Source organism: Caballeronia sp. EK (genome assembly GCF_014384845.1).
Classification (GTDB): domain Bacteria; phylum Pseudomonadota; class Gammaproteobacteria; order Burkholderiales; family Burkholderiaceae; genus Caballeronia; species Caballeronia jiangsuensis.
Genome location: NZ_JACSUE010000007.1, coordinates 166,469 through 188,159, shown reverse-complemented (window position 1 = coordinate 188,159; position 21,691 = coordinate 166,469). Strand labels below are relative to the sequence as shown.

The 21,691-nt window shown below is 63.0% G+C and carries 21 protein-coding genes; 12 read left to right on the top strand and 9 right to left on the bottom strand.

Annotated elements, in window-relative coordinates; all coding sequences use genetic code 11:
• Positions 1 to 77: 77 nt before the first annotated feature.
• A complete protein-coding gene (locus tag IAG25_RS22320; RefSeq protein ID WP_187606786.1) occupies positions 78 to 401 on the bottom strand; it encodes a DUF6566 family protein in 324 nt (107 codons plus the stop codon).
• 214 nt (positions 402 to 615) lie between these two features.
• Between IAG25_RS22320 and IAG25_RS22315 the strand changes: the two genes are divergently transcribed.
• Positions 616 to 1,341: a haloacid dehalogenase type II gene (locus IAG25_RS22315; protein WP_187606785.1), complete on the top strand. Its 726-nt coding sequence runs from the start codon at positions 616 to 618 to the stop codon at positions 1,339 to 1,341.
• 107 nt (positions 1,342 to 1,448) lie between these two features.
• Here the strand turns inward: IAG25_RS22315 and IAG25_RS22310 are convergent, their stop codons facing one another.
• The gene (locus tag IAG25_RS22310; protein ID WP_187606784.1) at positions 1,449 to 2,081 is read right to left on the bottom strand and encodes an NUDIX hydrolase; all 633 of its coding nucleotides are present in this window, start codon (positions 2,079 to 2,081) and stop codon (positions 1,449 to 1,451) included.
• An 8-nt stretch (positions 2,082 to 2,089) separates the two neighbouring features.
• Positions 2,090 to 2,995, bottom strand: coding sequence for a LysR substrate-binding domain-containing protein (locus tag IAG25_RS22305; RefSeq protein ID WP_187606783.1), 906 nt, complete (start codon positions 2,993 to 2,995; stop codon positions 2,090 to 2,092).
• A gap of 62 nt (positions 2,996 to 3,057) precedes the next feature.
• Between IAG25_RS22305 and IAG25_RS22300 the strand changes: the two genes are divergently transcribed.
• A complete protein-coding gene (locus tag IAG25_RS22300) occupies positions 3,058 to 3,309 on the top strand; it encodes a hypothetical protein (RefSeq protein WP_187606782.1) in 252 nt (83 codons plus the stop codon).
• A gap of 15 nt (positions 3,310 to 3,324) precedes the next feature.
• On the top strand, positions 3,325 to 4,632 hold the full coding sequence (locus tag IAG25_RS22295; RefSeq protein WP_187606781.1) for an NAD(P)/FAD-dependent oxidoreductase: 1,308 nt from the start codon (positions 3,325 to 3,327) through the stop codon (positions 4,630 to 4,632).
• Positions 4,633 to 4,638: 6 nt separating this feature from the next.
• Here IAG25_RS22295 and IAG25_RS22290 read toward each other — a convergent pair whose 3' ends face one another.
• Positions 4,639 to 4,836 carry a hypothetical protein gene (locus tag IAG25_RS22290; RefSeq protein ID WP_187606780.1) on the bottom strand — a complete coding sequence of 66 codons (198 nt, stop codon included), beginning with the start codon at positions 4,834 to 4,836 and terminating at the stop codon, positions 4,639 to 4,641.
• Positions 4,837 to 4,997: 161 nt separating this feature from the next.
• Positions 4,998 to 7,310, bottom strand: coding sequence for a sigma-54-dependent transcriptional regulator (locus IAG25_RS22285; RefSeq protein ID WP_187606779.1), 2,313 nt, complete (start codon positions 7,308 to 7,310; stop codon positions 4,998 to 5,000).
• A gap of 233 nt (positions 7,311 to 7,543) precedes the next feature.
• Between IAG25_RS22285 and IAG25_RS22280 the strand changes: the two genes are divergently transcribed.
• On the top strand, positions 7,544 to 8,179 hold the full coding sequence (locus IAG25_RS22280) for a TetR/AcrR family transcriptional regulator (protein ID WP_187606778.1): 636 nt from the start codon (positions 7,544 to 7,546) through the stop codon (positions 8,177 to 8,179).
• 12 nt (positions 8,180 to 8,191) lie between these two features.
• On the opposite strand, the gene ttdB is transcribed toward IAG25_RS22280, so the two are convergent.
• From ttdB to IAG25_RS22265, 3 genes are read right to left on the bottom strand one after another with little or no spacing between them, the layout of a single operon-like run.
• On the bottom strand, positions 8,192 to 8,800 hold the full coding sequence (gene ttdB / locus IAG25_RS22275; protein ID WP_187606777.1) for a L(+)-tartrate dehydratase subunit beta: 609 nt from the start codon (positions 8,798 to 8,800) through the stop codon (positions 8,192 to 8,194).
• Complete coding sequence (gene ttdA, locus IAG25_RS22270; protein WP_035500503.1) at positions 8,797 to 9,696, bottom strand: L(+)-tartrate dehydratase subunit alpha; 900 nt, start codon at positions 9,694 to 9,696, stop codon at positions 8,797 to 8,799. Before ttdA ends, ttdB begins: the two co-directional genes overlap by 4 nt.
• Before the next feature lie 52 nt (positions 9,697 to 9,748).
• The gene (locus tag IAG25_RS22265) at positions 9,749 to 11,053 is read right to left on the bottom strand and encodes an MFS transporter (RefSeq protein ID WP_035500504.1); all 1,305 of its coding nucleotides are present in this window, start codon (positions 11,051 to 11,053) and stop codon (positions 9,749 to 9,751) included.
• A 141-nt stretch (positions 11,054 to 11,194) separates the two neighbouring features.
• Between IAG25_RS22265 and IAG25_RS22260 the strand changes: the two genes are divergently transcribed.
• From IAG25_RS22260 to IAG25_RS22225, 8 genes are all read left to right on the top strand, one after another.
• Complete coding sequence (locus IAG25_RS22260) at positions 11,195 to 12,118, top strand: LysR family transcriptional regulator (RefSeq protein WP_187606776.1); 924 nt, start codon at positions 11,195 to 11,197, stop codon at positions 12,116 to 12,118.
• A gap of 103 nt (positions 12,119 to 12,221) precedes the next feature.
• A complete protein-coding gene (locus IAG25_RS22255; RefSeq protein ID WP_035500507.1) occupies positions 12,222 to 13,307 on the top strand; it encodes a tartrate dehydrogenase in 1,086 nt (361 codons plus the stop codon).
• Between the two features lie 15 nt (positions 13,308 to 13,322).
• Positions 13,323 to 14,741 (top strand): pyruvate kinase, encoded by a 1,419-nt coding sequence (pyk, locus tag IAG25_RS22250; protein ID WP_035500509.1) that lies wholly within the window; start codon positions 13,323 to 13,325, stop codon positions 14,739 to 14,741.
• Between the two features lie 73 nt (positions 14,742 to 14,814).
• Positions 14,815 to 15,729 carry a LysR substrate-binding domain-containing protein gene (locus IAG25_RS22245; protein ID WP_187606775.1) on the top strand — a complete coding sequence of 305 codons (915 nt, stop codon included), beginning with the start codon at positions 14,815 to 14,817 and terminating at the stop codon, positions 15,727 to 15,729.
• A gap of 188 nt (positions 15,730 to 15,917) precedes the next feature.
• Positions 15,918 to 17,213, top strand: a complete 1,296-nt coding sequence (locus tag IAG25_RS22240) for a dicarboxylate/amino acid:cation symporter (protein ID WP_187606774.1) — start codon at positions 15,918 to 15,920, stop codon at positions 17,211 to 17,213.
• On the top strand, positions 17,210 to 18,667 hold the full coding sequence (locus IAG25_RS22235; RefSeq protein WP_187606773.1) for an amino acid racemase: 1,458 nt from the start codon (positions 17,210 to 17,212) through the stop codon (positions 18,665 to 18,667). The genes IAG25_RS22240 and IAG25_RS22235 overlap by 4 nt, the downstream gene beginning before the upstream one ends.
• Before the next feature lie 97 nt (positions 18,668 to 18,764).
• Complete coding sequence (aspA, locus tag IAG25_RS22230) at positions 18,765 to 20,183, top strand: aspartate ammonia-lyase (RefSeq protein ID WP_187606772.1); 1,419 nt, start codon at positions 18,765 to 18,767, stop codon at positions 20,181 to 20,183.
• 71 nt (positions 20,184 to 20,254) lie between these two features.
• On the top strand, positions 20,255 to 20,419 hold the full coding sequence (locus IAG25_RS22225) for a hypothetical protein (protein WP_187606771.1): 165 nt from the start codon (positions 20,255 to 20,257) through the stop codon (positions 20,417 to 20,419).
• Positions 20,420 to 20,463: 44 nt separating this feature from the next.
• On the opposite strand, the gene IAG25_RS22220 is transcribed toward IAG25_RS22225, so the two are convergent.
• The gene (locus IAG25_RS22220) at positions 20,464 to 21,663 is read right to left on the bottom strand and encodes a DUF2235 domain-containing protein (protein ID WP_187606770.1); all 1,200 of its coding nucleotides are present in this window, start codon (positions 21,661 to 21,663) and stop codon (positions 20,464 to 20,466) included.
• Positions 21,664 to 21,691 lie beyond the last annotated feature (28 nt).

Genomic DNA, 21,691 nt, shown 5'->3' with positions numbered 1-21,691 from the left:
ATGCCCGCGCTTTTCAAAAGCGGCGCGCGAATGATCCCTGTGATATTCCAGGCGCGTTCCGGAATCGACGAAATGGTCTATTTACCGGGCGTGAAAGTGTGCCCGGAAAGCCGTTCCGTTTCGGTGGTGAACCACGTTTGCGCGTGCCGGCGTGTTGCAACCCAGGAATGATTGGCGTGATCGGTGAGATGTTGCCTGATCACGCGCCGCGCCCGTTCGATGCCGTCGCGTATCGCCTCGTCCTGGGTGCGCCATTCCGGCTGAACGGTTTCGGGCCAGGGAGCGAGCGCGGCCTTGCCATCGCGATTCACGGACAGGTCGGCCACCCATGCGCCGCGTTCGTTGCGCCGCGTCGCAACTGAGATTTCGAATCCCGCATAAACGTCAAAGGCAGATTCCATCTGTTCCTCCGATGCGGATCAAGACTGCGATAAGGGCAACCTGAAGATTCATAGGATTATATTGCTGATGTATTCCACGCGCTTTGAGCGCAAGCAGTGGACTGACAATACACCAACTCGATGCAATGAATACTCCGGAACGCACGGTTTTGTAACATGACGGCGAGCGCGATGCCGTGATCCATATCATCCTTATCGACTGACAGGAGCGACTGTGAAACTGACCGACTTCGACACGCTGACGTTCGACTGCTACGGCACGCTGATCGACTGGGAAACAGGGATTTTCGAGGCGCTGCGCCCGTTGCTGGATCGCGTCGAACCGGCATTGACGCGCGATCAGGTTCTGGAGGCGCATGCGCGTCACGAGTCATCGCAGCAGAAGTACACGCCGGGCAAGCGCTATCAGGAGCTTCTGGCTATCGTCTATAAGCGGCTTGCTGAAGAATGGGGCGTGTCCTTCACGCAGGACGATTGCATCGCTTATGGCCGCTCGATTCGCGATTGGCCGGCTTTCCCGGATTCCGCGGATGCGCTCCGGTATCTGAAGCAGCATTACAAGCTCGTGATTCTGTCGAATGTCGACAACGAGAGCTTTGCCCATAGCAATGCAAGGCTACAGGTGGAATTCGACGCGATCATGACGGCGGAAGATACCGGATCGTACAAGCCTTCGCCGCGCAATTTCGAATACATGCTGGAAAAGCTGGGCGAGCGCGGTATCCGGAAAGAAACCATTCTGCATACCGCCGAAAGCCTTTTCCACGATCACAAACCCGCGAACGGATTCGGCCTCGCATCGTGCTGGATTTATCGCCGTCATTCGCAGCCCGGTTTCGGCGCGACGATGGACCCGGGCGCTCAGCCGAAAATCGACTTCCGATTCAACAGCATGGCGGAATTGGCAAACGCGCATCGCGAGGCGTTGCTCGATAAGTAGCCTGCGTGTCGGATCGAATTGGATCGGATGACTAACTATCAGTATGATGCAACTAACCGTCAGTGTTTTATGCCACCGTTCACAGCTTCGCCATCGAGTAATTGCCGTCAGTCGAAGTCCACCATGCTGCCGCGCCGCAGTTCGTCCAGCCGTCGAATCTGCGCGGGCATGATCCGCCCCAGCGACAGCGATGGGAGGCGATCGAGATCGAAGAATGCGACGGCATCTGTTTCCGCGCCGATCACGTCGCCCGCTCGCACGATCTCACCGAGGAAAACGAGCTTCCAGATATGAAACACTGAAGGCGGATGAGGATGCTTCGCCGTATCCCAGGCCGCGAGCAGGCGAACGATCTCGACCGTATAGCCGCTTTCCTCGCGCGCTTCCTTGGCGGCGTTTTCGGCGGGTGAGAGCCCCACGTCGGCCCAGCCGCCGGGAAGCGACCACAGTCCATCGGCGGCCTCGCGCACGAGCAGGATCTGTCCGGCGTCGTTGAACACGGCGCATCGGACGTCGAGTTTCGGGTTCGCATAGCCCGACTCGAACGCGAAGAGTTCGGCCACCTTGCCTGTTTCCATCGAGGCGATATCGGCGATTTGCGCATGAGCGATCGCCGCTATTTCCTCGTAACGCTCCTTGTCGAAGACGCCGGTCGTGTAGTGCAGTCCTGTTTGCGCGAGTGCGAGCAGGCGGCGAGCCTGTTCGAGTCGTCGACTGGATGATGGGTTATCGGCTTGCATGATGGCGCTCACTCCTCGGTCTCGATGTATGACTGCGCCGCGATCAGCAGCCAGTGTTCGAATGTTCGCAGCAGCGGCGAGTTCTGCTTGCGCTCGGGATAGACGAGGTAATAGCCCTTGTCGCTCGGCAAGGACAACTCGAAAGGCCGCACCAGTTCGTGAGCGCGAAGCTCATGCGCGACCAGGAACCTCGGCACCAGTGCGATGCCGAGACCCGCTTTCGCCGCTTCGACGAGCATCGAGAACAGCTCGTATCGCTGACCCTTCATGCTGTCGACGTCATGCATGGCCGCCTGAGCGAGCCACTGCCGCCACGCATCCGGACGCGCCGACTGATGCAGCAACGTGAAGCCGGCGACATCCCGCGGCGCGAGTTTCGCTCTGCCCGCAAGCAATCGCGGGCTGCACACGGCGGTGATCTCCTCTCCGAACAAATACTTCGCGACTGAACCGGGCCACACCGGATCGCCGAAATGAATCGCGGCATCGAATGGCGTGTCCTTGAACAGAAACGGCGCGGCTCGCGTGGTCAGATTCACGACGATGTCATCGTGCGCCGCATAGAACTCGGGAAGCCTCGGAATCAGCCAGCGCGTGGCGAATGTCGGGATGACCGCGAGTTCGAGAATGCCGCCCGCGCTACGGTGCGCCATCGCGGCCAGCGTGTCGCGTTCGAGGCGCTCCAGGTTCTCGCGCACGCGCTTCGCGTAGATTTCGCCCGCTTCGGTGAGACTGATTCTTCGCTTGAAGCGGTTGAAAAGCGGCGTCCCCAGATATTCCTCCAGGCTCGCGACCTGACGTCCCACCGCGCTCTGTGTCAGCGACAGCTCTTCGGCCGTGCGAGTGAAGCTCAGATGTCGGGCTGCCGCCTCGAAGGCGATCAAAGCATCGATGCTCGGTATCTTGCGTCTCACACATCCTTCCCGTTACGCACAACGTTGAGTATTTTTTTCGTTTGCAGGCCATTAATGGTGCCATGAGAATCGATCCGACATCACCGCTTTATGAACCGGACGTTCTTATCCAAAACATGAACCACTCTATCGACGACGACGCATTTTCTTTCCAGGCTTTCCTGAAAGGTCATTTTCCCACGTCGAAGCATGTCATCGACAAGGCGCGCAGTTCGTCATATTCGAAGCTGCTGGAAGGACCCGTTGCGATCATGGCCGGCAATGTCCCAGAACGCGCGGACGCCAATTCGGCCGCCATTCTGGGCTACAACTGAACGCGAGGGCAGCCGATGCATCGGATCGTAATCGTAGGGGGCGGCGCGGGCGGTCTCGAACTCGCCACCCGGCTCGGCAACCGGTTAGGCAAGGCGGGACGCGCGCACGTGACACTGGTCGATCGTTGCGCCGTGCATGTATGGAAGCCGCTATTGCATGAAGTCGCCGCCGGCAGCCTCGATACTCACGCCCACGAAATTGCCTATGCGGCCCACGCTCACTGGAACGGCTTCACGTTCGTGCATGGCGAGATGACCGCGCTTGACCGCGCGAGCCGTTCCGTGAAGATCGGTCCGATGTTCGAATCCGATGACAGCGATGCCGAAGTGCTGCCGCCTCGTGGCCTCGAATACGATACCCTGGTGCTCGCCCTCGGCAGCCGGACGCATTTCTTCGGCGTGCCGGGCGCGGAAGAACACGCCATCGCGCTGGATACGCTCGAACAGGCGGAGCGCTTGCGCAAGCGTCTGCTTCAGGTGTGCCTGAGAAAGCGCGCGCACGGGACGACGGAAACGAACGAGGCGGTGGACATCGCCATCATCGGCGGGGGCGCGACGGGCGTCGAGCTTGCGGCGGAACTCAGGCGCATGGAGCACACGCTGAAGCAGTTCAGGCTGCTCTCCGAAAGCCCTCGCGCGGCCATGCGCATCTCGCTGCTGGAACGAGGCGATCGCGTGTTGCCCGCGCTTGCGCAAAGGGTGTCCGATACCACGCGCGACACGCTCGAAAAGATGAATATCGCGGTGAAGGTATCGACATCCGTGACGAGCGTGCGGCCGGAAAGCGTCGAGGTTGCGGGCGGCGTATCGATTCCCGCCGACATCACGATCTGGGCCGCCGGCATCAGGGCGCCGGGCGTTCTCGCATCGCTCGACGGCATCGCGGTGAATCACATCAACCAGGTCAAGGTCACGCCTTCGCTGCAGAGCGAAACCGACGCGAACATCTTCGCGCTGGGCGATTGCGCGAGTTGCGCGTGGACGGCGGACGTACTCGTGCCGCCGAGAGCCCAGGCCGCGCACCAGCAAGCGATGTTCTTATGCAAGGCGCTCGTCGCGCGCATCGAAGGGCGCGCGATCGGTGCGTTCATGTACAAGGATCACGGCTCGCTCGTGTCGCTGGGTTCGCCGACCGCGGTAGGCAGCGTGGCCGGCATCACCAGCACCGGGAAGTTCTTCGTCGAAGGATTCATCGCGAAGCTGATGTACGCGGCGCTTTATCGAAAGCATCTCGTTGCCGTATCGGGCTTGCGTCGGACTGTGTTCGGACTCGCGGCGCATGGACTCGGACGCCTGCTCGCGCCGCGAGTCAAGCTGCATTGACTGGCTTCATCGCTGTGTCGATTCGAGCATGGACAACTTGCGCTTCAGACGATCGATGCGTTGCGCGAGTGGCAACGCCAGGGTCGGACCTCTGAGCGAATCGATGCGCGCATGCCAGTACGCGAACGGGAACGTGCCGTCGCAAGCCTGTTCGACGACGCGCTCGAGATGCAGCAGGTCTCTTTCGATGATGAATTGAAGCATGACTGAGGCGCACGAACGCGTTCGGGTGGAAGGCGTGATGTAGCAACCGCCGTGCCAATGCATGCTGTCCGTGCGCCGCCCGATCCGTCGGCGCGGATAGAGGCGAGAAAACGGTCAGTCGCGTCCGCGCGAACGAGCCGATGTGGACGATTCCGTCCAGTTCACCCGGCGCGAACGCGTCGGTCCGTGAGCATGGGCGAGCCCGATTCCTCGCGAAGTTCGGCCAGCAGATCCATCGCGGCATCCACGCGCGGCGTTGCGCCCGGAACGAGCGTGCGCAACGCACGTTCGAGCGTATCGATGCCCTCGTCGATACGCCCCGATGCACGCAGCAACCCGGCGAGATGACGCGCGGCGTCCACGCGCGCGGGCACGGAACCGAGCGCGAGCGCCGTCGAAAGCGCCGTGCGCAATCCCGATTCCGCGGCGCCCGCATCGCCGAGCGCCCATTGCGCGCGCGCCTGCGTGACGAGCAGTTCGCCCATATAGACCCGCTCCTGGCGCGCGAGCGTTTCTTCGATCGCGCCGGCGAGCATGGCCTTGCAATCCGCGGCGCGGCCCGCGCGCAAGAGCAGTTCGCCGTGCTGCCAAGCTTTGAACGAGAAGAACAGCGCGCCGCCGTTGCTCATCATATGGTTGTCGAAGCCATCCAGCATGACGGCTTCGGCTTCATCGATGCGGTCAAGCGACGCGACGTAACAGCCGCGCAGCACCTGTCCCACGCCGCGATAAAACGCGAAGCCGTGTCTGATCGAGATGCCTTCCAGTTCGCTCGCGAGCCGGCCGAGCCGTTCCATGTCGTCGAAGAGACACGCGAGCCACGCCGCGCCCTGCAGGTTGATCGCGTGCGCGAACGCATGTCCGCCCGTGTCGGATGCGCGCTCGATCAGCATGTCCATCGCGTGGCGCGCCCGATCGAAAGCGCCGGTGTGAAAGGCCGATAGCCCTTCGAACGTCAATGCCAGCGCAGCCAGATCGATGCCTTGCGAACCGGTGCGCGCATCGTGCCGTCCGATGCCGGAAAGATTGCCGCGCGCAAGGCAGGCCAGCGCTTCCTCGCTATCGCCGAGCCAGAACAGCGTGTTGGTCAGCGCGACATGCGCTTCGTCCAGCGCGATGGAATCGCCGCTGTTTTGCGCGCGTTGCAGCATGTCCTGCGCCGTCGCGCGCGCGTGCTTGAGTTGCAGCGTGGTGAGCTGTGTCGTCCAGATGCCGAACTGGATCATCGCGATTTCGCGCGCATCGCAGAGTCCCTCGCCGATCTTCAGCGCGGCCGCATAGCACGCGGTCGCTTCGGCGTGCAGCCAGCCGTGCACGCTGCGCAGACTCATGCCCAACAGACGATACGCATCGAACTGCAGACGCCGCACGTCCTCCTCGCCATTCGCCTGCAGCGTTTCCAGACAGCGGCGCAGAAGCGGCGTGGCTTCCGCGAAACGGGCATCGTCGATGAGCGCATTCGCGCGCGCCAGATCGGTGCGTGCGTTTCGATGATGCTGCTCCCGCGCCTTGAGCCGACGTTCGATGGTCTTTCGCCCGACCCCGAGCAGGACGGCCGCCGCGCTCTTGTTGCCGCCGCTGCGTTCGAGCGCGCGGTCGACGAGCAGATCTTCGGCAGCGGCGAGCTTGTCGCGGCCTTCCAGTTGCAGAAGCATGTCGGCGAGATTCGCGCGCGAGACGCGCTCGGCCTTCTCGTTGGCGAGAAACGGCGCGAGTGCGTCGGCGTCGATCGTCGTGCTTTCCGCGAGCACGCTCAACTGGCTGACGAGATTGCGCAACTGGCGGATGTGTCCGGGCCACGGATGCGCGCAGAGCTGCCTGATTGCGGCGGCGGAGAATTCGAGCTTGCGCGGATGTTGTCCGGCGAAGTGCGTGAGCAGCGACGGAATGTCCTCGACACGCTGATCGAGGCCGGGCACGGCCAGCACGAAAACGGCGAGACGATAGTAGAGGTCTTCGCGAAAGCGCCCTTCGTTCGCGAGCTCGCGCAAATCGCGATGCGTCGCCGCGACGATGCGCCCTTCGAAGCGCAGATTCGTCGACGAACCGACCGGGCGGAAGGTGCGCGTTTCCAGCACGCGCAGCAGTTTCGGCTGCAATGCGAGCGGCAGTTCGCCGATTTCATCGAGCAGCAGCGTGCCTTTGCCGACTTGCTGAAAGAGGCCCTGACGCGTTTCGCCCGCGCCGGTGAATGCGCCTTTGACATGCCCGAACAATTCGGCTTCGACGAGATGCTCGGGAATCGCGCCGCAATTGATATCGACGAACGGGTGATCGCGCTGCTCGCTGCCCGCGTGAACGCGGCGCGCAACCAGCTCCTTGCCGGAGCCCGTAGGCCCGAAGATGAGCACGGGATGCACGGTCGGCGCGATCCGGTCGATCATGCGCACGAGCTGACGAAACGCCGGCGATTTGCCGATGAAACTGCCATCCGCGTCGCCGTGGACAAACGTAACGATTGGGTTACGACTCATTGCTGAGCGCTCCAGGTCAGTGATGGCGGAAACGGTCTGTGCCGCAGTTAACGGCGTTTGTCCGCGATCCTTGAGCACGCTGGAGGCAGCGGCGGCCTATTTTGTTAGCGCTTCATTTTCTCGTCGTCAAGGCGGCAACAATGCCTATACTCGGAGCTAACCCCGCGCCTGTTACGGTCGGCATAATGTCAGACATCAATTAACAGTTGTAATTCGATCGGGGGCCGCAAACCATGAGCGAACAACGAGCAAAACGAGACCCGGAAGGCACGCGACGGCGCATTCTGGAAGCCGCGACCGAGCAGTTCACGAAGTTCGGCCTCGCCGGCGCGCGGGTCGACGCCATCGCCACGGCGGCGGGCACGAACGAACGCATGCTCTACTACTACTTCGCAAGCAAGGAAGGGCTGTACGTCGCCGTGCTCGAATCCATGTACGCGCAGTTCGCGGAGCGGGAGCAGCGCCTCGACCTTTCCGGCCTTCAGCCCGCCGATGCAATCCGCGAACTGGCGCAATCCATCTGGACGCATTTGCGGGAAAACCCCCAGTGGCTGAGTCTCATCAATAACGAGAATCTGCATGAGGGGCGCTATCTGGAGCGTTCGAGCCACCTGCGCGAAACCATCTCGCCGGTGGTCGACCTGCTGCGCGTCACGCTCGAACGCGGCGCGGCAGCGGGGCAGTTCCGTCAGGGCGTCGATCCGCTCGACTTCTACGTGACGCTCGTCGGCATGGGCTATTACATCGTGTCGAACCGCTACACCATCGATGTATTCGTCGGCCGCAATTACGTCGAGCAACGCCATCAGGCGTCGATTGCCGCCATGCAGCTCGACATGTTGCTCGCGTATCTGCGTCCGGCCAGCTAGGCGGCGCGCGGCTTACCTGATGAAGCCGAGCTGCGCGCTGATCCTGTCGAGAATGGGCTTCTTCTTCTCGTTGAACACGGCCTTGTTCTGCTGAATCAGGTTGTTGCCCTTCGTGTCGATGGAAATGATCAGCGGCCCGAACTCCCGCACGCGATTGATCCACAGGGTTTCCGGCATGCCGAGATCCTGCCACTCCGCCCCTTCGATCTCCTCGACGAGCGTCGCGGCCAGCACCGCGCAGCCGCCCGGAAAGATCGCGTGCACGGCCTTGTGCTCCTCGCAGCCCGCGGCCGTTTCCGGGCCCATTCCGCCTTTGCCGACGATCAGCTTCACGCCGGTCTGTTCGATGAACTCGCGCTCGAACTTCTCCATGTGCATGCTCGTCGTCGGGCCGATGGACACCATTTCGAAACCGCCGTCGTCCTTCTTGCGCACGATCGGACCCGCGTGAAAGATCGCGCCGCCTTCGAGATCGACAGGCAGTTGCCGGCCTTGTTCGATCAGCCGCCGATGTGCGACATCGCGGCACGTCACGAGGCGCCCCGTCAGGTAGACGACGTCGCCGACCTTCAAATCCTCGAGATCTTCGCTCTTGATGGGGGTCGTCAGAATCTTTTTCACAGCACCACTCCTTCGTGGGAAAGGACTTCGTAGGACAGGTCGGCATGGATGCGGATCTTGCCGCGCCGATGCGCCCAGCAGCCGGTATTGACAGCGACGCCGATGGTCGACGGATGCCGCGCCGACGACTCGATGTTCACGCCCATCACGCTGTTGTTGCCCTTCAGACCTTGCGGGCCGATGCCGAGCTCGTTGAGCCCGTCTTCCAGCAGTTCTTCCATCAACGCGGCGCGCGGGTTGTCGCTCTTCGAATCGACGGGGCGCAGGATCGCCAGCTTGGAAAGGCGCGCGGCGGTCTCGACCGACGTCGATACGCCGATACCGACCAGGAGCGGCGGACACGCGTTGACGCCGCGCTCCGTGATCACGTCCATCACGAATTCGGCTACGCCTTCGTAGCCTTGTCCGGGCATCAGCACCTTGGCCGCGCCCGGCAGCGTACAGCCGCCGCCGGCCATATAGACGTCGATGGTGCAGCTATCCTTCTCCGGCACGATGCGCCAGTCGAGCCACGGAATCTGTGTGCCCGTGTTGGTGCCGGTGTTCTTTTCGTCGAAGGTTTCCACGGCGTTGTGGCGCAGCGGTCCCATCCGGGTCGCGCCCGCGGTGGCTTCGCGCAGGATTTCCTCGAGCTCGCCGAGCAGCGGAAAGTTCGCGCCGGCCTCGACGAAATACTGGATCACGCCCGTGTCCTGACAACTCGGGCGATTCAGCTTGTCGGCGGCTTCCTGATTGCCGTCCATCGAGTCGTAGATCGACTTGGCGAGCGGATTCGTTTCCATCGTGCGCAATTCCGCGAGCTTCGCCTTCACATCCCTGGGCAGACGCTTGCCGATGTAAGCGGTGAATTTGGCCATCGTGTCCGTGACGGACTGAATGGCGAGTTCCTTATCCATGTTGCATTCCTCTGACGACGTATCGTGGTGATTGGGGGAGAGGCGTCGGGTTTCAGTGCACGGCCGCATTGCCGGGCGTGACCGGCGCTTTCTGGGTGCGGGCCAGCAAGAGCGTGAGCACGGCGGACAGCACGAGCAGGCCCGCAACGAAATAGAGCCCGCCCGCGAAGCTGCCGGTCTGATCCTTCACCCAGCCGATCATCGCCGGGCCGGCGAAGCCGCCGAGATTGCCGATCGAATTGATCGTGGCGATGCCTGTCGCGGCTGCGGCGCCGGAGAGGAACATCGTCGGCATGGTCCACAGGGGCGGCTTCGCGCAACTGATGCCGATATTCACGAGCGTCAGCGCAGCGATGAGCCCGACGACGCTGTTGGCCATCGCGGCCACCACGAGACCGATCGCCGCCGCGACACACGCCAGCACGACGTGCCAGGTGCGCTCGCCGGTGCGGTCGGAATGGCGCGACCAGAAGATCATCGCGACCACGGAGACGATCGGCGGAATTGCGTTGAGGAGGCCCGTCGTCATCGACGAAACGCCGAGCTGGCGGATGATCTGCGGCGCCCAGATGCCGAGCGTATAGAGGCCCGCCGACGTGCCGAAGTAGATCAGCGACAGGGCCAGCACTCGCGGATTCGCGAGGCCGCTGATGATGCCGTGCTTCGCGCCCGACGTCGCGCGGCTGGCGGTCTCCACGTTCATCACGTTGACGAGCCATGCGCGTTCGTCGTCCTTCAGCCATTTCGCCTTTTCGGGCTTGTCGGTCATGTAGAAGAACACGACGACGCCCAGAATGAGCGCGGGAATGGCTTCGAGAATGAACATCCATTGCCAGCCGCGCAGACCCATCACGCCGTTCATTTCGAGCAATGCGGCGGAGAGCGGCGAGCCGAGCGCCGTGGAGATCGGCGCGGCGGCCATGAAGAAAGCCGTCACGCCCGCCCGGTGCCGCGCCGGGAACCAGTAGCTGAGATACAGGATGATGCCGGGGAAGAAGCCCGCTTCCGCCGCGCCGAGCAGAAAGCGTATGACGTAGAAGCTCGTCGGCCCTTGGACGAAGGCCATCATCGCGGAAATGATGCCCCACGTGACCATCACGCGGGCTATCCAAAGCCGCGCGCCGACCTTGTGAAGCACGATGTTGGAGGGCACTTCGAACATGAAGTAGCCCCAGAAGAAGATGCCCGCGCCGAAGCCGAGCATCGAGGAGGTGAAGCCGAGATCGGTCTTCATCGTGATCGACGCGAAGCCGATGTTGACGCGGTCGATATAAGCGATGAAGTACAGCAGCATGATGAACGGCACGATGCGCCAGCTGATTTTGCGCAGGGTGCGTTTTTCCAGATCCATGTCCATGGAATGTCTCCTTGTTCCGACGATCAATCGAAGGTGTCAGCCGTCTTGTGCGGCTTCGTACTAGCCAGGACCAAGGTTAAAACCGATGGAATCGCGTATGAATCGAACTAAACTAAATACATCGTTGCAAAAAATTCACGAATGAACATGGACTCGGAACTGGGTTTCTTCTGCCTGCTCGTGAAGCAGGGCAGTCTCGCGGCCACCGCGCGCGAACTGAATCTGACGCCGCCGGCGGTTTCGCGCCGGCTTTCGGCGATGGAAGATCGTCTCGGCGTGCGCCTGCTCAACCGCACGACGCGGCGCATCAGCCTGACGAGCGAAGGCGAGGTGTACTTCTCGAATGCGCAGCGCATCCTGAGCGACATCGACGATATGGAGCAGCTCGTCTCCAGCAGCCGCGCAGCGCCGAAAGGACTGTTGCGCGTCAACGCGCCGCTGGGATTCGGGCGCTCCTATATCGGGCCATCGATTTCGGTGTTCAGTCAGCGTTTTCCCGATGTCGAAGTGCAGTTGCATCTCACCGACCGGCCCGTCAGCCTGCCCGACGAGAGCATCGACGTCTCCGTGCGGTTCGGCGAGATGCCGGATTCGCGACTCATCGCGAAGAAGATCGCGTCCAACCGGCGGCTGCTGGTTGCGTCGCCGGGTTATCTGCGTGGCGCGGGTCAGCCCGTTCATCCGCATGACCTGACGCATCATCAGTGCATCGTGCTGCGGCAGAACGATTCGGCCTATGGCAACTGGCGGCTGAGCCGCGGCGGGCGCACGGAGACGATCAAGGTGCACGGCAAGCTGAGCACCAACGACGGCGAAGTGGCGCTCAACTGGGCGCTCGAAGGCCACGGCATCTTGATGCGCGCGGAATGGGACATCGCGAAGTATCTTCGCAGCGGCCGTCTGGTGCAGGTTCTCGACGACTACGACACGCCGCCCGCCGACATCTACGCCGTTTATCCCGAACGCCTGAACCTGTCCGCGAAGGTCGCGTGCTTCGTCGATCACCTGCGCGACTATCTGGGCCAGCATGCCGACGGCCCGACGCGCGTCAGTTCGAACTGGTAGCGCCATTCGTGCATAAAACTTAATAATGCATTAAGTTTGACGCCGGTTTCCGCGCCGGGATGTGGGTAAAGTGCAGTCACACACACATCTGGAGGACGGAGACATGAAGACCTATCGCATCGCGACCATTCCCGGCGACGGCATCGGCAAGGAAGTCGTTCCGGCAGGACAGCAAGTGCTCGAAGCGCTGGCACGCAACACGCAAAATTTTGAATTCCAGTTCGAGAATTTCGACTGGGGCGCCGACTATTACCGTGAGCACGGCGTGATGATGCCCGCCGATGGCCTCGACGCGATCCGCGACAAGGACGCGATTCTGTTCGGCTCGGCGGGCGATCCCGACGTTCCCGATCACATCACGCTGTGGGGCCTGCGTCTCAAGATCTGCCAGGGATTCGACCAGTACGCCAACGTGCGCCCGACGCGCATCCTGCCGGGCATCGACGCGCCGCTCAAGCGCTGCAAGCCGGAGGATTTGAACTGGGTGATCGTGCGCGAGAACTCGGAAGGCGAGTATTCGGGCGTCGGCGGCCGCGTGCATCAGGGCCATCCGATCGAAGCCGCAACCGATGTATCGATCCTCACGCGCGCCGGTGTCGAACGCATTATGCGTTTTGCATTCAAACTCGCGCAGTCGCGTCCCCGTAAGCTGCTGACGGTCATCACGAAGAGCAACGCGCAACGTCACGCGATGGTAATGTGGGACGAGATCGCGCTGGAAATCTCGAAGGAATTTCCGGACGTGAAGTGGGACAAGGAACTCGTCGATGCATCGACCGCGCGCATGGTCAATCGTCCCGAGACGCTGGATACGATCGTCGCGACCAATCTGCACGCCGACATTCTCAGCGACCTCGCCGCCGCGCTCGCGGGCAGCCTCGGCATCGCGCCGACGGGCAATATCGATCCGGAGCACCGCTATCCGTCGATGTTCGAGCCGATCCACGGCTCCGCGTTCGACATCATGGGCAAGGGTCTGGCGAATCCGGTCGGCACGTTCTGGTCGGTCGTGATGCTGCTCGAACATCTCGGCGAGTTCGACGCCGCGAAGCGCGTCATGCAGGCGATCGAAGCCGTGACCTCCGACAAGTCGCTGCACACGGGCGATCTCGGCGGCAAGGCGACCACCGCGCAAGTGACCGCCGCCGTGTGCGCGCTGATCGGCACGAAAGCCGCCCACGCCGCCTGAAAGGAGCTGAAAAGCATGCGCCGCACTCGAAATGCAAAGATCGTCGCTACGCTGGGACCGGCGAGCACCAGCCGCGAGACCATCGAAGCGCTGTACAAGGCGGGCGCGGACGTGTTCCGGCTGAACTTCAGCCACGGCACGCACGAGGACCATCAACGGCGGCTCGAAGTCATTCGCGCCATCGAGAAGGACGCGGGCCGGCCCATCGGCGTATTGCTCGATCTGCAGGGCCCGAAACTGCGGATCGGCACCTTTGCGAATGGTCCGGTCACGCTGGAGAAAGGCGCGTCTTTTCGGCTCGATCTCGACGCGGCGACGCCCGGCGATCTCACGCGCGTCGCGCTTCCTCACCCTGAAATCTTCGCGGCGCTCGAAGCCCGCACGAACCTCTTGCTCGACGATGGCCGCGTGCAACTGCGCGTCGAGCGCTGCGGGCCCGACTTCGCGGAAACGACGGTCATCGTCGGCGGTCCGCTTTCCGAGCGCAAGGGCGTCAATGTCCCCGATGTCGTGCTGCCGCTTTCGGCCATGACGGAGAAGGATCGACGCGATCTGGAATTCGGCATGACGCTCGGCATCGACTGGCTCGCGCTGTCTTTCGTGCAGCGCGTCGAGGACATTCGCGACGTGCGAAAGATCGTCGGGGACCGCGTGGGCATCGTCGCGAAGCTGGAGAAGCCCGCCGCGATCGGCAGTCTCGATGCGATCGTCGATGAAGCCGATGCCGTGATGGTCGCGCGCGGCGACCTCGGCGTCGAGATGCCCGCGGAGCAGGTGCCCGCCATTCAGAAGCGCATCGTGCGCGCGTGCCGCAAGGCCGGCAAGCCGGTGATCGTCGCCACGCAGATGCTCGAATCGATGGTGAGCGCGCCGGTGCCCACGCGCGCCGAAGCATCGGACGTCGCGACCGCCATCTACGACGGCGCGGACGCGGTGATGCTGTCGGCGGAGTCGGCGAGCGGCAAGTATCCCGTGGAAGCCGTGCGCACGATGGACCTCATCATCGCGCAGACCGAACGCGATCCGTACTACCGCGAAGTGATCGCCGCGTCGCACGCCGCGCCGCGCGCGAATACATCGGATGCGATCGGCTATGCGATGCGCCACGTGTCGGGCCTGCTCGATGCAGCCGCTACCGTCGCTTATACGTGCTCCGGTTACTCGGCGCTACGCATGGCGCGCGAACGGCCGGGCGCGCCGATCGTCGGCATGACGCCGCAGATCGGCACGGCGCGCCGTCTCGCGCTCGTCTGGGGCGTGCATCCGGTCGTGTGCAAGGAAGTGGTCGACGTGCTCGAAGTGAGCGAGCTTGCATGCGAAACCGTGCGCGCGGAAGGCTTCGGCACGACAGGCGATACGGTCGTGATTTCAGCGGGCATGCCGTTCGGCACGCCGGGCACGACCAATCTGCTGCGCATCGCGCAGATCGAATGAAGCAGGGCCGGGCGTAGAATCTCCGGCGCGTGGCGGCGAGCCCATTCGTCGCCTGACCGGAGACGGATGGCTCATGGAAATCAAGTGGATCGAGGATTTCATCGCGCTCGCCCGCTATCAAAGCTTTTCGCGCGCGGCGGAGTTTCGCAACGTCACGCAGTCCGGGTTCAGCAGACGCATCCAGTCGCTGGAGCAATGGGTCGGTGCCGATCTCGTCGATCGCAGCGGCTTTCCGCCGACGCTCACACCCGCAGGGCAACTCTTTCGCGACGCGGCCGAAGACATTCTCGACAAGCTCTTCGACACGCGCGCGATCATCCGCACCGAGCAGCGCATCGCGGGCAAGAGTCTGCAGATCGCAGCGGGCCATACCATCGCGCTCAACTTCTTGCCCGCGTGGCTGCGAACGCTCGCGACGCATGTCGGCGAAGTGCGCGCGCGGGTGATTCCGGCGAACGTCCACGATTCGATTCTCATGCTCGTCAACGGCAATTGCGAGTTGATGTTCGCCTATCATCATCCGCAGTTGCCGCTGCATCTCGATCCGCAGAAGTACGAGTACGTGACTGTCGGCGTCGATACCTTCATGCCGGTCTGCAAGCCCAATCAAAGGCTCGCGCCCACGCACCGCCTGCCCGGCGCGAAAGATCGCCCGATGCCGTACATCGCGTACACGGACACGAGTTACTTCGGACGCTGCTTCGCGTTGTTGATGGCGCAATCGAAAGTATCGCCCGCTTTACGTCTGCATTACGAGTCCGACATGGCCGAGGTCGTGAAGAAGCTCGTGCTCGAAGGCGAGGGCGTCGCGTGGCTGCCGAAGAGTTCGATTACCGCCGAACTGGATGCCGGCGAACTCGTGGCCGCCGGCCAGTCCGAATGGCAACTGGCGCTCGAGTTGCGCGTGTATCGCGATCTCGCCAATCGCAGCGAATTGCTCGACACGCTCTGGCGTCATCTTCGCGCGTCCTTCGGACCTGCCGAGTAGCGATTTTCGACGCTATGCGAAAATTGCATAGCCATATGCAGCACTAGCATTCACGTTTTTTCTGCCTTCCCTAAGATTCCGTCCTGACACAAGAAAGCGCGGCGCTTCGATCTTCGATGCGCTTGCCATTCCCCGAGCGCACGCCGGTCGCGACCGACCGTTCGTGCGCCATCCCAGGACGGAGACACATGAAGAATCGCCTCACCCTCTATATCCTCGCCGGCATGGTGCTCGGCGTGGCCGTCGGCTATGTCTGTCATCGCATGGCGGCGGATGCCGAGCAAGCGAAGGTCATCGCCGGCTACTTTTCCATCGTCACGGATATCTTCCTGCGGCTCGTGAAGATGATCATCGCACCGCTCGTCTTCGCGACGCTCGTGTCGGGGCTCGCCGGCATGGAAGGCACGAGCGATGTGCGCAGAATCGGCCTGCGCTCGATCGCGTGGTTCGTGTGCGCATCGCTCTTTTCGCTCGCGCTCGGACTCGTGCTCGCCAACCTGTTTCAACCGGGCGCGGGCCTGCACATGACCCAGACGAGCGCCGACGTCGCCACCGGCCTCAACACCGCGGGCCTGAACTTCAAGGACTTCGTGACGCACGCGTTTCCCACGAGCCTGCTCGATGCGATGGCGCGCAACGACATCCTCCAGATTCTCGTTTTCTCCGTGATGTTCGGGATCGTGCTCAGCGTGATCAAGTCGGACCCGCGCGTGAGCCCGCTGATCGCGGGCGTAGAGGGTCTCGTGCCCGCGATGCTCAAGCTGACCGACTACGTGATGCGTCTCGCGCCCCTCGGCGTGTTCGGCGCGCTCGCATCCGCGATCACGGTGCACGGGCTCGATGTGCTCACTACGTACGGCAAGCTCGTCGCGAGCTTCTACGCCGGGCTCGGGCTCTTGTGGGCCGCGCTGATCCTCGCCGGCTACGCGTTTCTCGGCAAGCCGATCTGGGCGTTGCTCAAGGCGATCCGCGAGCCCGCGATGCTGGCCTTTTCCACCGCGAGCAGCGAGGCCGCGTATCCGCGTCTGACGGAGAAGCTGGAGGAATTCGGCGTCGATAAGAAAGTGGTCGGCTTCACGTTGCCGCTCGGTTACGCGTTCAATCTCGACGGCTCGATGATGTATCAGGCTTTCGCGGCGATCTTCATCGCGCAGGCATTCGGCATCGACATGCCGATCGGCACGCAGATCGTGATGCTGCTCGTGCTCATGCTGAGCAGCAAGGGCATGGCCGGCGTCGCGCGCGGCTCGGTGGTGGTCGTCGCCGCCGTGGCGCCGATGTTTCATCTGCCGCCGTCGGGCGTCGTGCTGGTGCTCGCGATCGACCAGATTCTCGACATGGGGCGCACGGCGACCAACGTGATCGGCAACAGCATCGCGACGGCGGCCATCGCGAAGTGGGAAGGCAAACGCGTCGCAAGGCAGGAACGCCGCGCGGCGATGAGCACGCCTTCGTTCGGTCAACTCGAAGGCGACACGAAATGAATGGCAAGGACACGGCGCCCGCTCGCAAGTTCGGCGTGGTCGGCGGGCTCGGTCCGCTCGCGAGCGCGGACGTCTTCTTCAAGCTGATCAAGTCGACGCCCGCCACGCGCGACGCCGAGCACTTCGACGCGATCTTCGAGCAGCAGCCGTTTCGCAGCGCGGACGCGGACAGCGAGACGCTGACGCAGCGCAAGCTCTATATCTTCGATCTGATCGCGAGCTTCGAAAAGCGCGGCGTCACGACGGTCGTGCTGCCGTGCTTTCTGAGCCACACGTTCATCGACGAGTTGAAGGCCAACTCGCCGCTGCAGATCGTCGACATGATCGAAGCCGTGCGCAGTCATGTGCGCAGAAAGTTCCCGGCGGTTCGGCGCGTCGGCGTGCTCGCGTCCGCTCATACGCGGCGCAAGCAGTTGTTCGAGAAGTATTTCGCGGCGCCCGAGTTCGAGGTGATTCATCCGCGCGCGAGCGAAGGCGTCGATCTCGTCACCGAAGCCATCTACGGCACGGACGGCGTGAAGAGCGGCAACCTTCGCGGCCGTCCGGTCGAGTTGCTGCGCGCGGCTTGCGAGGATCTCATCGCGCAGGGCGTCAACGTCATCGTGCCGGGGCTCACGGAGATCGCGCTCGTCGCGGAGGAGCTGGGCGCATTGCGCGTGCCGCTCGTCGATTCGAATCTCGCTTACGCGCAGTACGTCGTGTCGGGCCAGTACCATTCGCCCGAGACGATCTTCAAGGTCGGCGTAGTGGGCGGCGTCGGACCGGCGGCCACCGTCGATTTCATTCACAAGATCGTGCGTGCGACACCCGCTACGCGCGATCAGGACCATATCAAGCTGCTCGTCGAACAGAACCCGCAGATTCCGGACCGCACGGAGAATCTGATCGGCGACGGACCCGATCCGACCATCTCGCTCTATGCGACCTGCAAGAAGCTGGAGACGGGCGGGGCCGATCTCATCGCGATTCCGTGCAACACGGCGCATGCGTTCGTCGAGCGCATTCAGCCTTATCTCGGCATACCCATCGTGAACATGCTGACGACAACCGTGCGCCATCTGCGCGAGGCGTTTCCGTCGGTGCGTTCCGTGGGCGTGCTCGCGACGTCCGGCACGATCGCGAGCGGCGTCTACGAGAAGGCGCTCGAATCGCAAGGCTTGCGGCAGGTCGTGCCGGAACCCGCATTGCAGGCGCGCGTGATGGAAGCGATCTACGGCAAGGAAGGCGTGAAAGCCGGCTTCACGACCGGGCGATGTCAAGAGGACATCGCCGCCGCGATCGACGGGCTGATTGCCGCTGGCGTCGAGGTCGTCATCCTCGGCTGCACGGAACTGCCGCTTCTGTTGCGCGAGGCGCACGTCATCGGCACGAACGGCGCGCGCGTGAGCATCATCGATCCGACCGATGTGCTCTCGAAGGAATGCGTCGCCCATGCGATGAAGCCGCCGCAATAACCAGAACCGCATCAACTCATCCACGCGACGAACCCGCACACGACGTGTGCCGGATGACTTCGTTCGCCCGTCATATTCAGAACCTGAAGAGGAACCCATGCTTGCACCTACCGAACGCATCGAACACGACCTTCTTGGCGATCTCGCCGTGCCCGCCACCGCGTACTACGGCGTGCACACGCTGCGCGCGCTGGAGAACTTTCCCATCACCGGCATTCCGATCTCCGCTTACCCGAATCTCGTCAACGCGCTGGCGAGCGTCAAGGAAGCGGCGGCGCTCGCGAACCACGGCCTCGGGCTGCTGAACGAAGTGAAGACGCAGGCCATCGTGCAGGCATGCAGGCAAGTGCGCTCGGGCACGGCGCACGAGCACTTCGTCGTCGATGTGATTCAGGGCGGCGCGGGCACGTCGACGAACATGAACGCGAACGAAGTCATCGCCAATCTCGCGCTCGAACATCTCGGGCATCAGCGCGGCGAATACGGCGTGCTGCATCCGAACGAAGACGTGAATCTCGGCCAGAGCACCAACGATGTCTATCCGACCGCGCTGAAGATCGCCACGTACACGGGCATCATGCAGTTGATCGACGCGATGGGCGTGCTGCGCGCGTCGTTCGAACGCAAGGCGCTGGAGTTCGGCAACGATCTGAAGATGGGCCGCACGCAACTCCAGGACGCCGTGCCGATGACGCTCGGTCAGGAATTCAGCACGTTCGCTGTGATGCTCGGCGAGGACGAAGAGCGGCTCAGGGAAGCGGCCCGGCTGATCTGCGAGATCAATCTCGGCGCGACGGCGATCGGCACGGGCATCAACACGCATCCGGAATACGCGCAACTCGCATGCAGGCATCTGAGCGAGGTGACCGGCATCGCGCTCACGACATCGCCGAATCTCGTCGAGGCAACTCAGGATGTCGGCGCGTTCGTGCAGCTTTCCGGCGTGCTGAAGCGCGTCGCGGTCAAGCTCTCAAAGACCTGCAACGATCTCCGGCTGCTCTCGAGCGGGCCGCGCGCGGGCCTCGGCGAAATCAACCTGCCGCCGGTGCAGGCCGGTTCGAGCATCATGCCGGGCAAGGTGAATCCGGTGATTCCGGAGGCCGTCAATCAGATCGCGTTCGAGGTCATCGGCAATGACGTGACCGTGACCTTCGCCGCCGAGGCGGGACAGCTTCAGCTCAACGCGTTCGAACCGATCATCGCGCACAGCCTGTTCAAGAGCGTCGCTCATTTGCGCGCGGGGTGCCTCACGCTCGCGTCGAAATGTGTCGATGGCATCACCGCGAATCGCGAGCGTCTGCGCATGATCGTGGAAAGCTCGATCGGCATCGTCACGGCGCTCAATCCGTATATCGGCTATACGCACTCGACGGAAGTCGCGAAGGAAGCGCTCGCGTCCGGCAAGAGCGTCGCGCAGATCGTCATCGAAAAGGGCCTGTTGAGCCAGTTGCAGCTCGACGAAATCCTGCAACCGGCGATGCTGACGCAGCCGCGACACACGGCATCGGCGGCATGAAAGGCCGTGCCGCGAAGCGCCAGCCGGAGTAGACTATTTTTGCGGTGTGCTAGCCGCGAAAGGAGGTTGCGATGAGATTCGCCGAAATGTTCAAGCGCCCGAAACGCGGCGCCACGGCTGCTCATGCCGGTGACACGGAGCCTCACCACGAGGAACACGCGAAGTCGGTGCAGAAGCAGGCGCGCAAGCTGTGGGACACGATCGGACGCAATCGCCACAAGAGCGCGAAGTGGTAGCAGCAAGGCGGGCCCGGGAACGAAAGTCCTGGGCCCGAATCGTTTCAGGACATGACCCAGTTGGTGTGCGTGGTGAAGGCCGGGCCGAGAACGGTCGGCAAATACGGATTGGGAACGGGCACCGGCCTTCCGTCCACGGTCACGAGACCGAGGCGCTGGGCGACGGAAACATGCGCGCCGATATCCTGCGGAAAGGCGAACGGCCCGCGCGGGCCGGACGGGCGCAGTGAGAAGGGCGGCTCCTTCCACGGCGAATGCGCCGCGCCGAGAAAGTCCGGCTGCAAGGTCCACGGTTGCGCCTTGAGACGCACGCCGATGGACGGATCGGCCAGACGGTTCAGCATCCATTCGCAGGCGATATCCGAGAGGCCCGATTCATCGTTCGAATAGCCGCCTCCGACATCGGCGTGCGCGCCGGCGAACAGCACCTGCGTGACGCCCGCGCGGGTGTCCCAGAGCGTCGGCGTGAAATCTCCGCGCTGCTCGTCGAGACTGATCGCGTGAACGCCGAATTTCACCTTCGGGCTGAGCGCGGTGTCGGCGAAGCGGAAGAGATCGACCGTCGAGTCCTCGCTGTCGAGATAGAGCGGAATGCCGAGCGCGCCGACCGTGTCCCATACGCCGATAGCGCGGATTTCATCGACGGCAATCGTGTCGCCGGGCTGCAACCTCGTGAACGCGAGCGATGGCTCGAAATTGACGATCTTCTCCAGCAGGCCCTTCAAGCCGCCACCGCTCGCGCCTGCCGTCGGTCTCGACTCGCGATACTTGCGCCACGCGAGAATGCCCATGCGATACGCGAGCGCCTTGTCGTTGCTGTCGTATTTGCTGGTGTCGAGCAGGCCGACGTTCGCGATCATTCCGCCGAGCGCACGCGCCGTGTACGCGCCGCGGCTGAAGCCCATCAGAACGATGTGATCGCCGGGTTTGTAGTTGCGCGATATGAAGGTATAGCCGCGCACGATGCGCGCGATGATGCCGTCGCCGAATGCTCCGCCCACCAGCCTCCTGATGACGTTGCGCGAATCGCCCACGCCATGCAGATACTTGGCGACCTGTCCGTCAGGTCCGGGCTCCGCGATCTCCTGCTCGGAGGCGAGAAGCGTCGAGGCGGGGTCCGGCTCGCCTGATAACAGAAGGAACGCCTTCAGTACGTTGGTGGTGTCCGGAATGCCGTCGTTGTCGTGGTCGGTGTTCGGACCGTTCCATGTTCCGTCCGCGCAGAAAACGATGTTCTTGCCCATGATGCACCCCTTCCGTCGTGACGCCGCA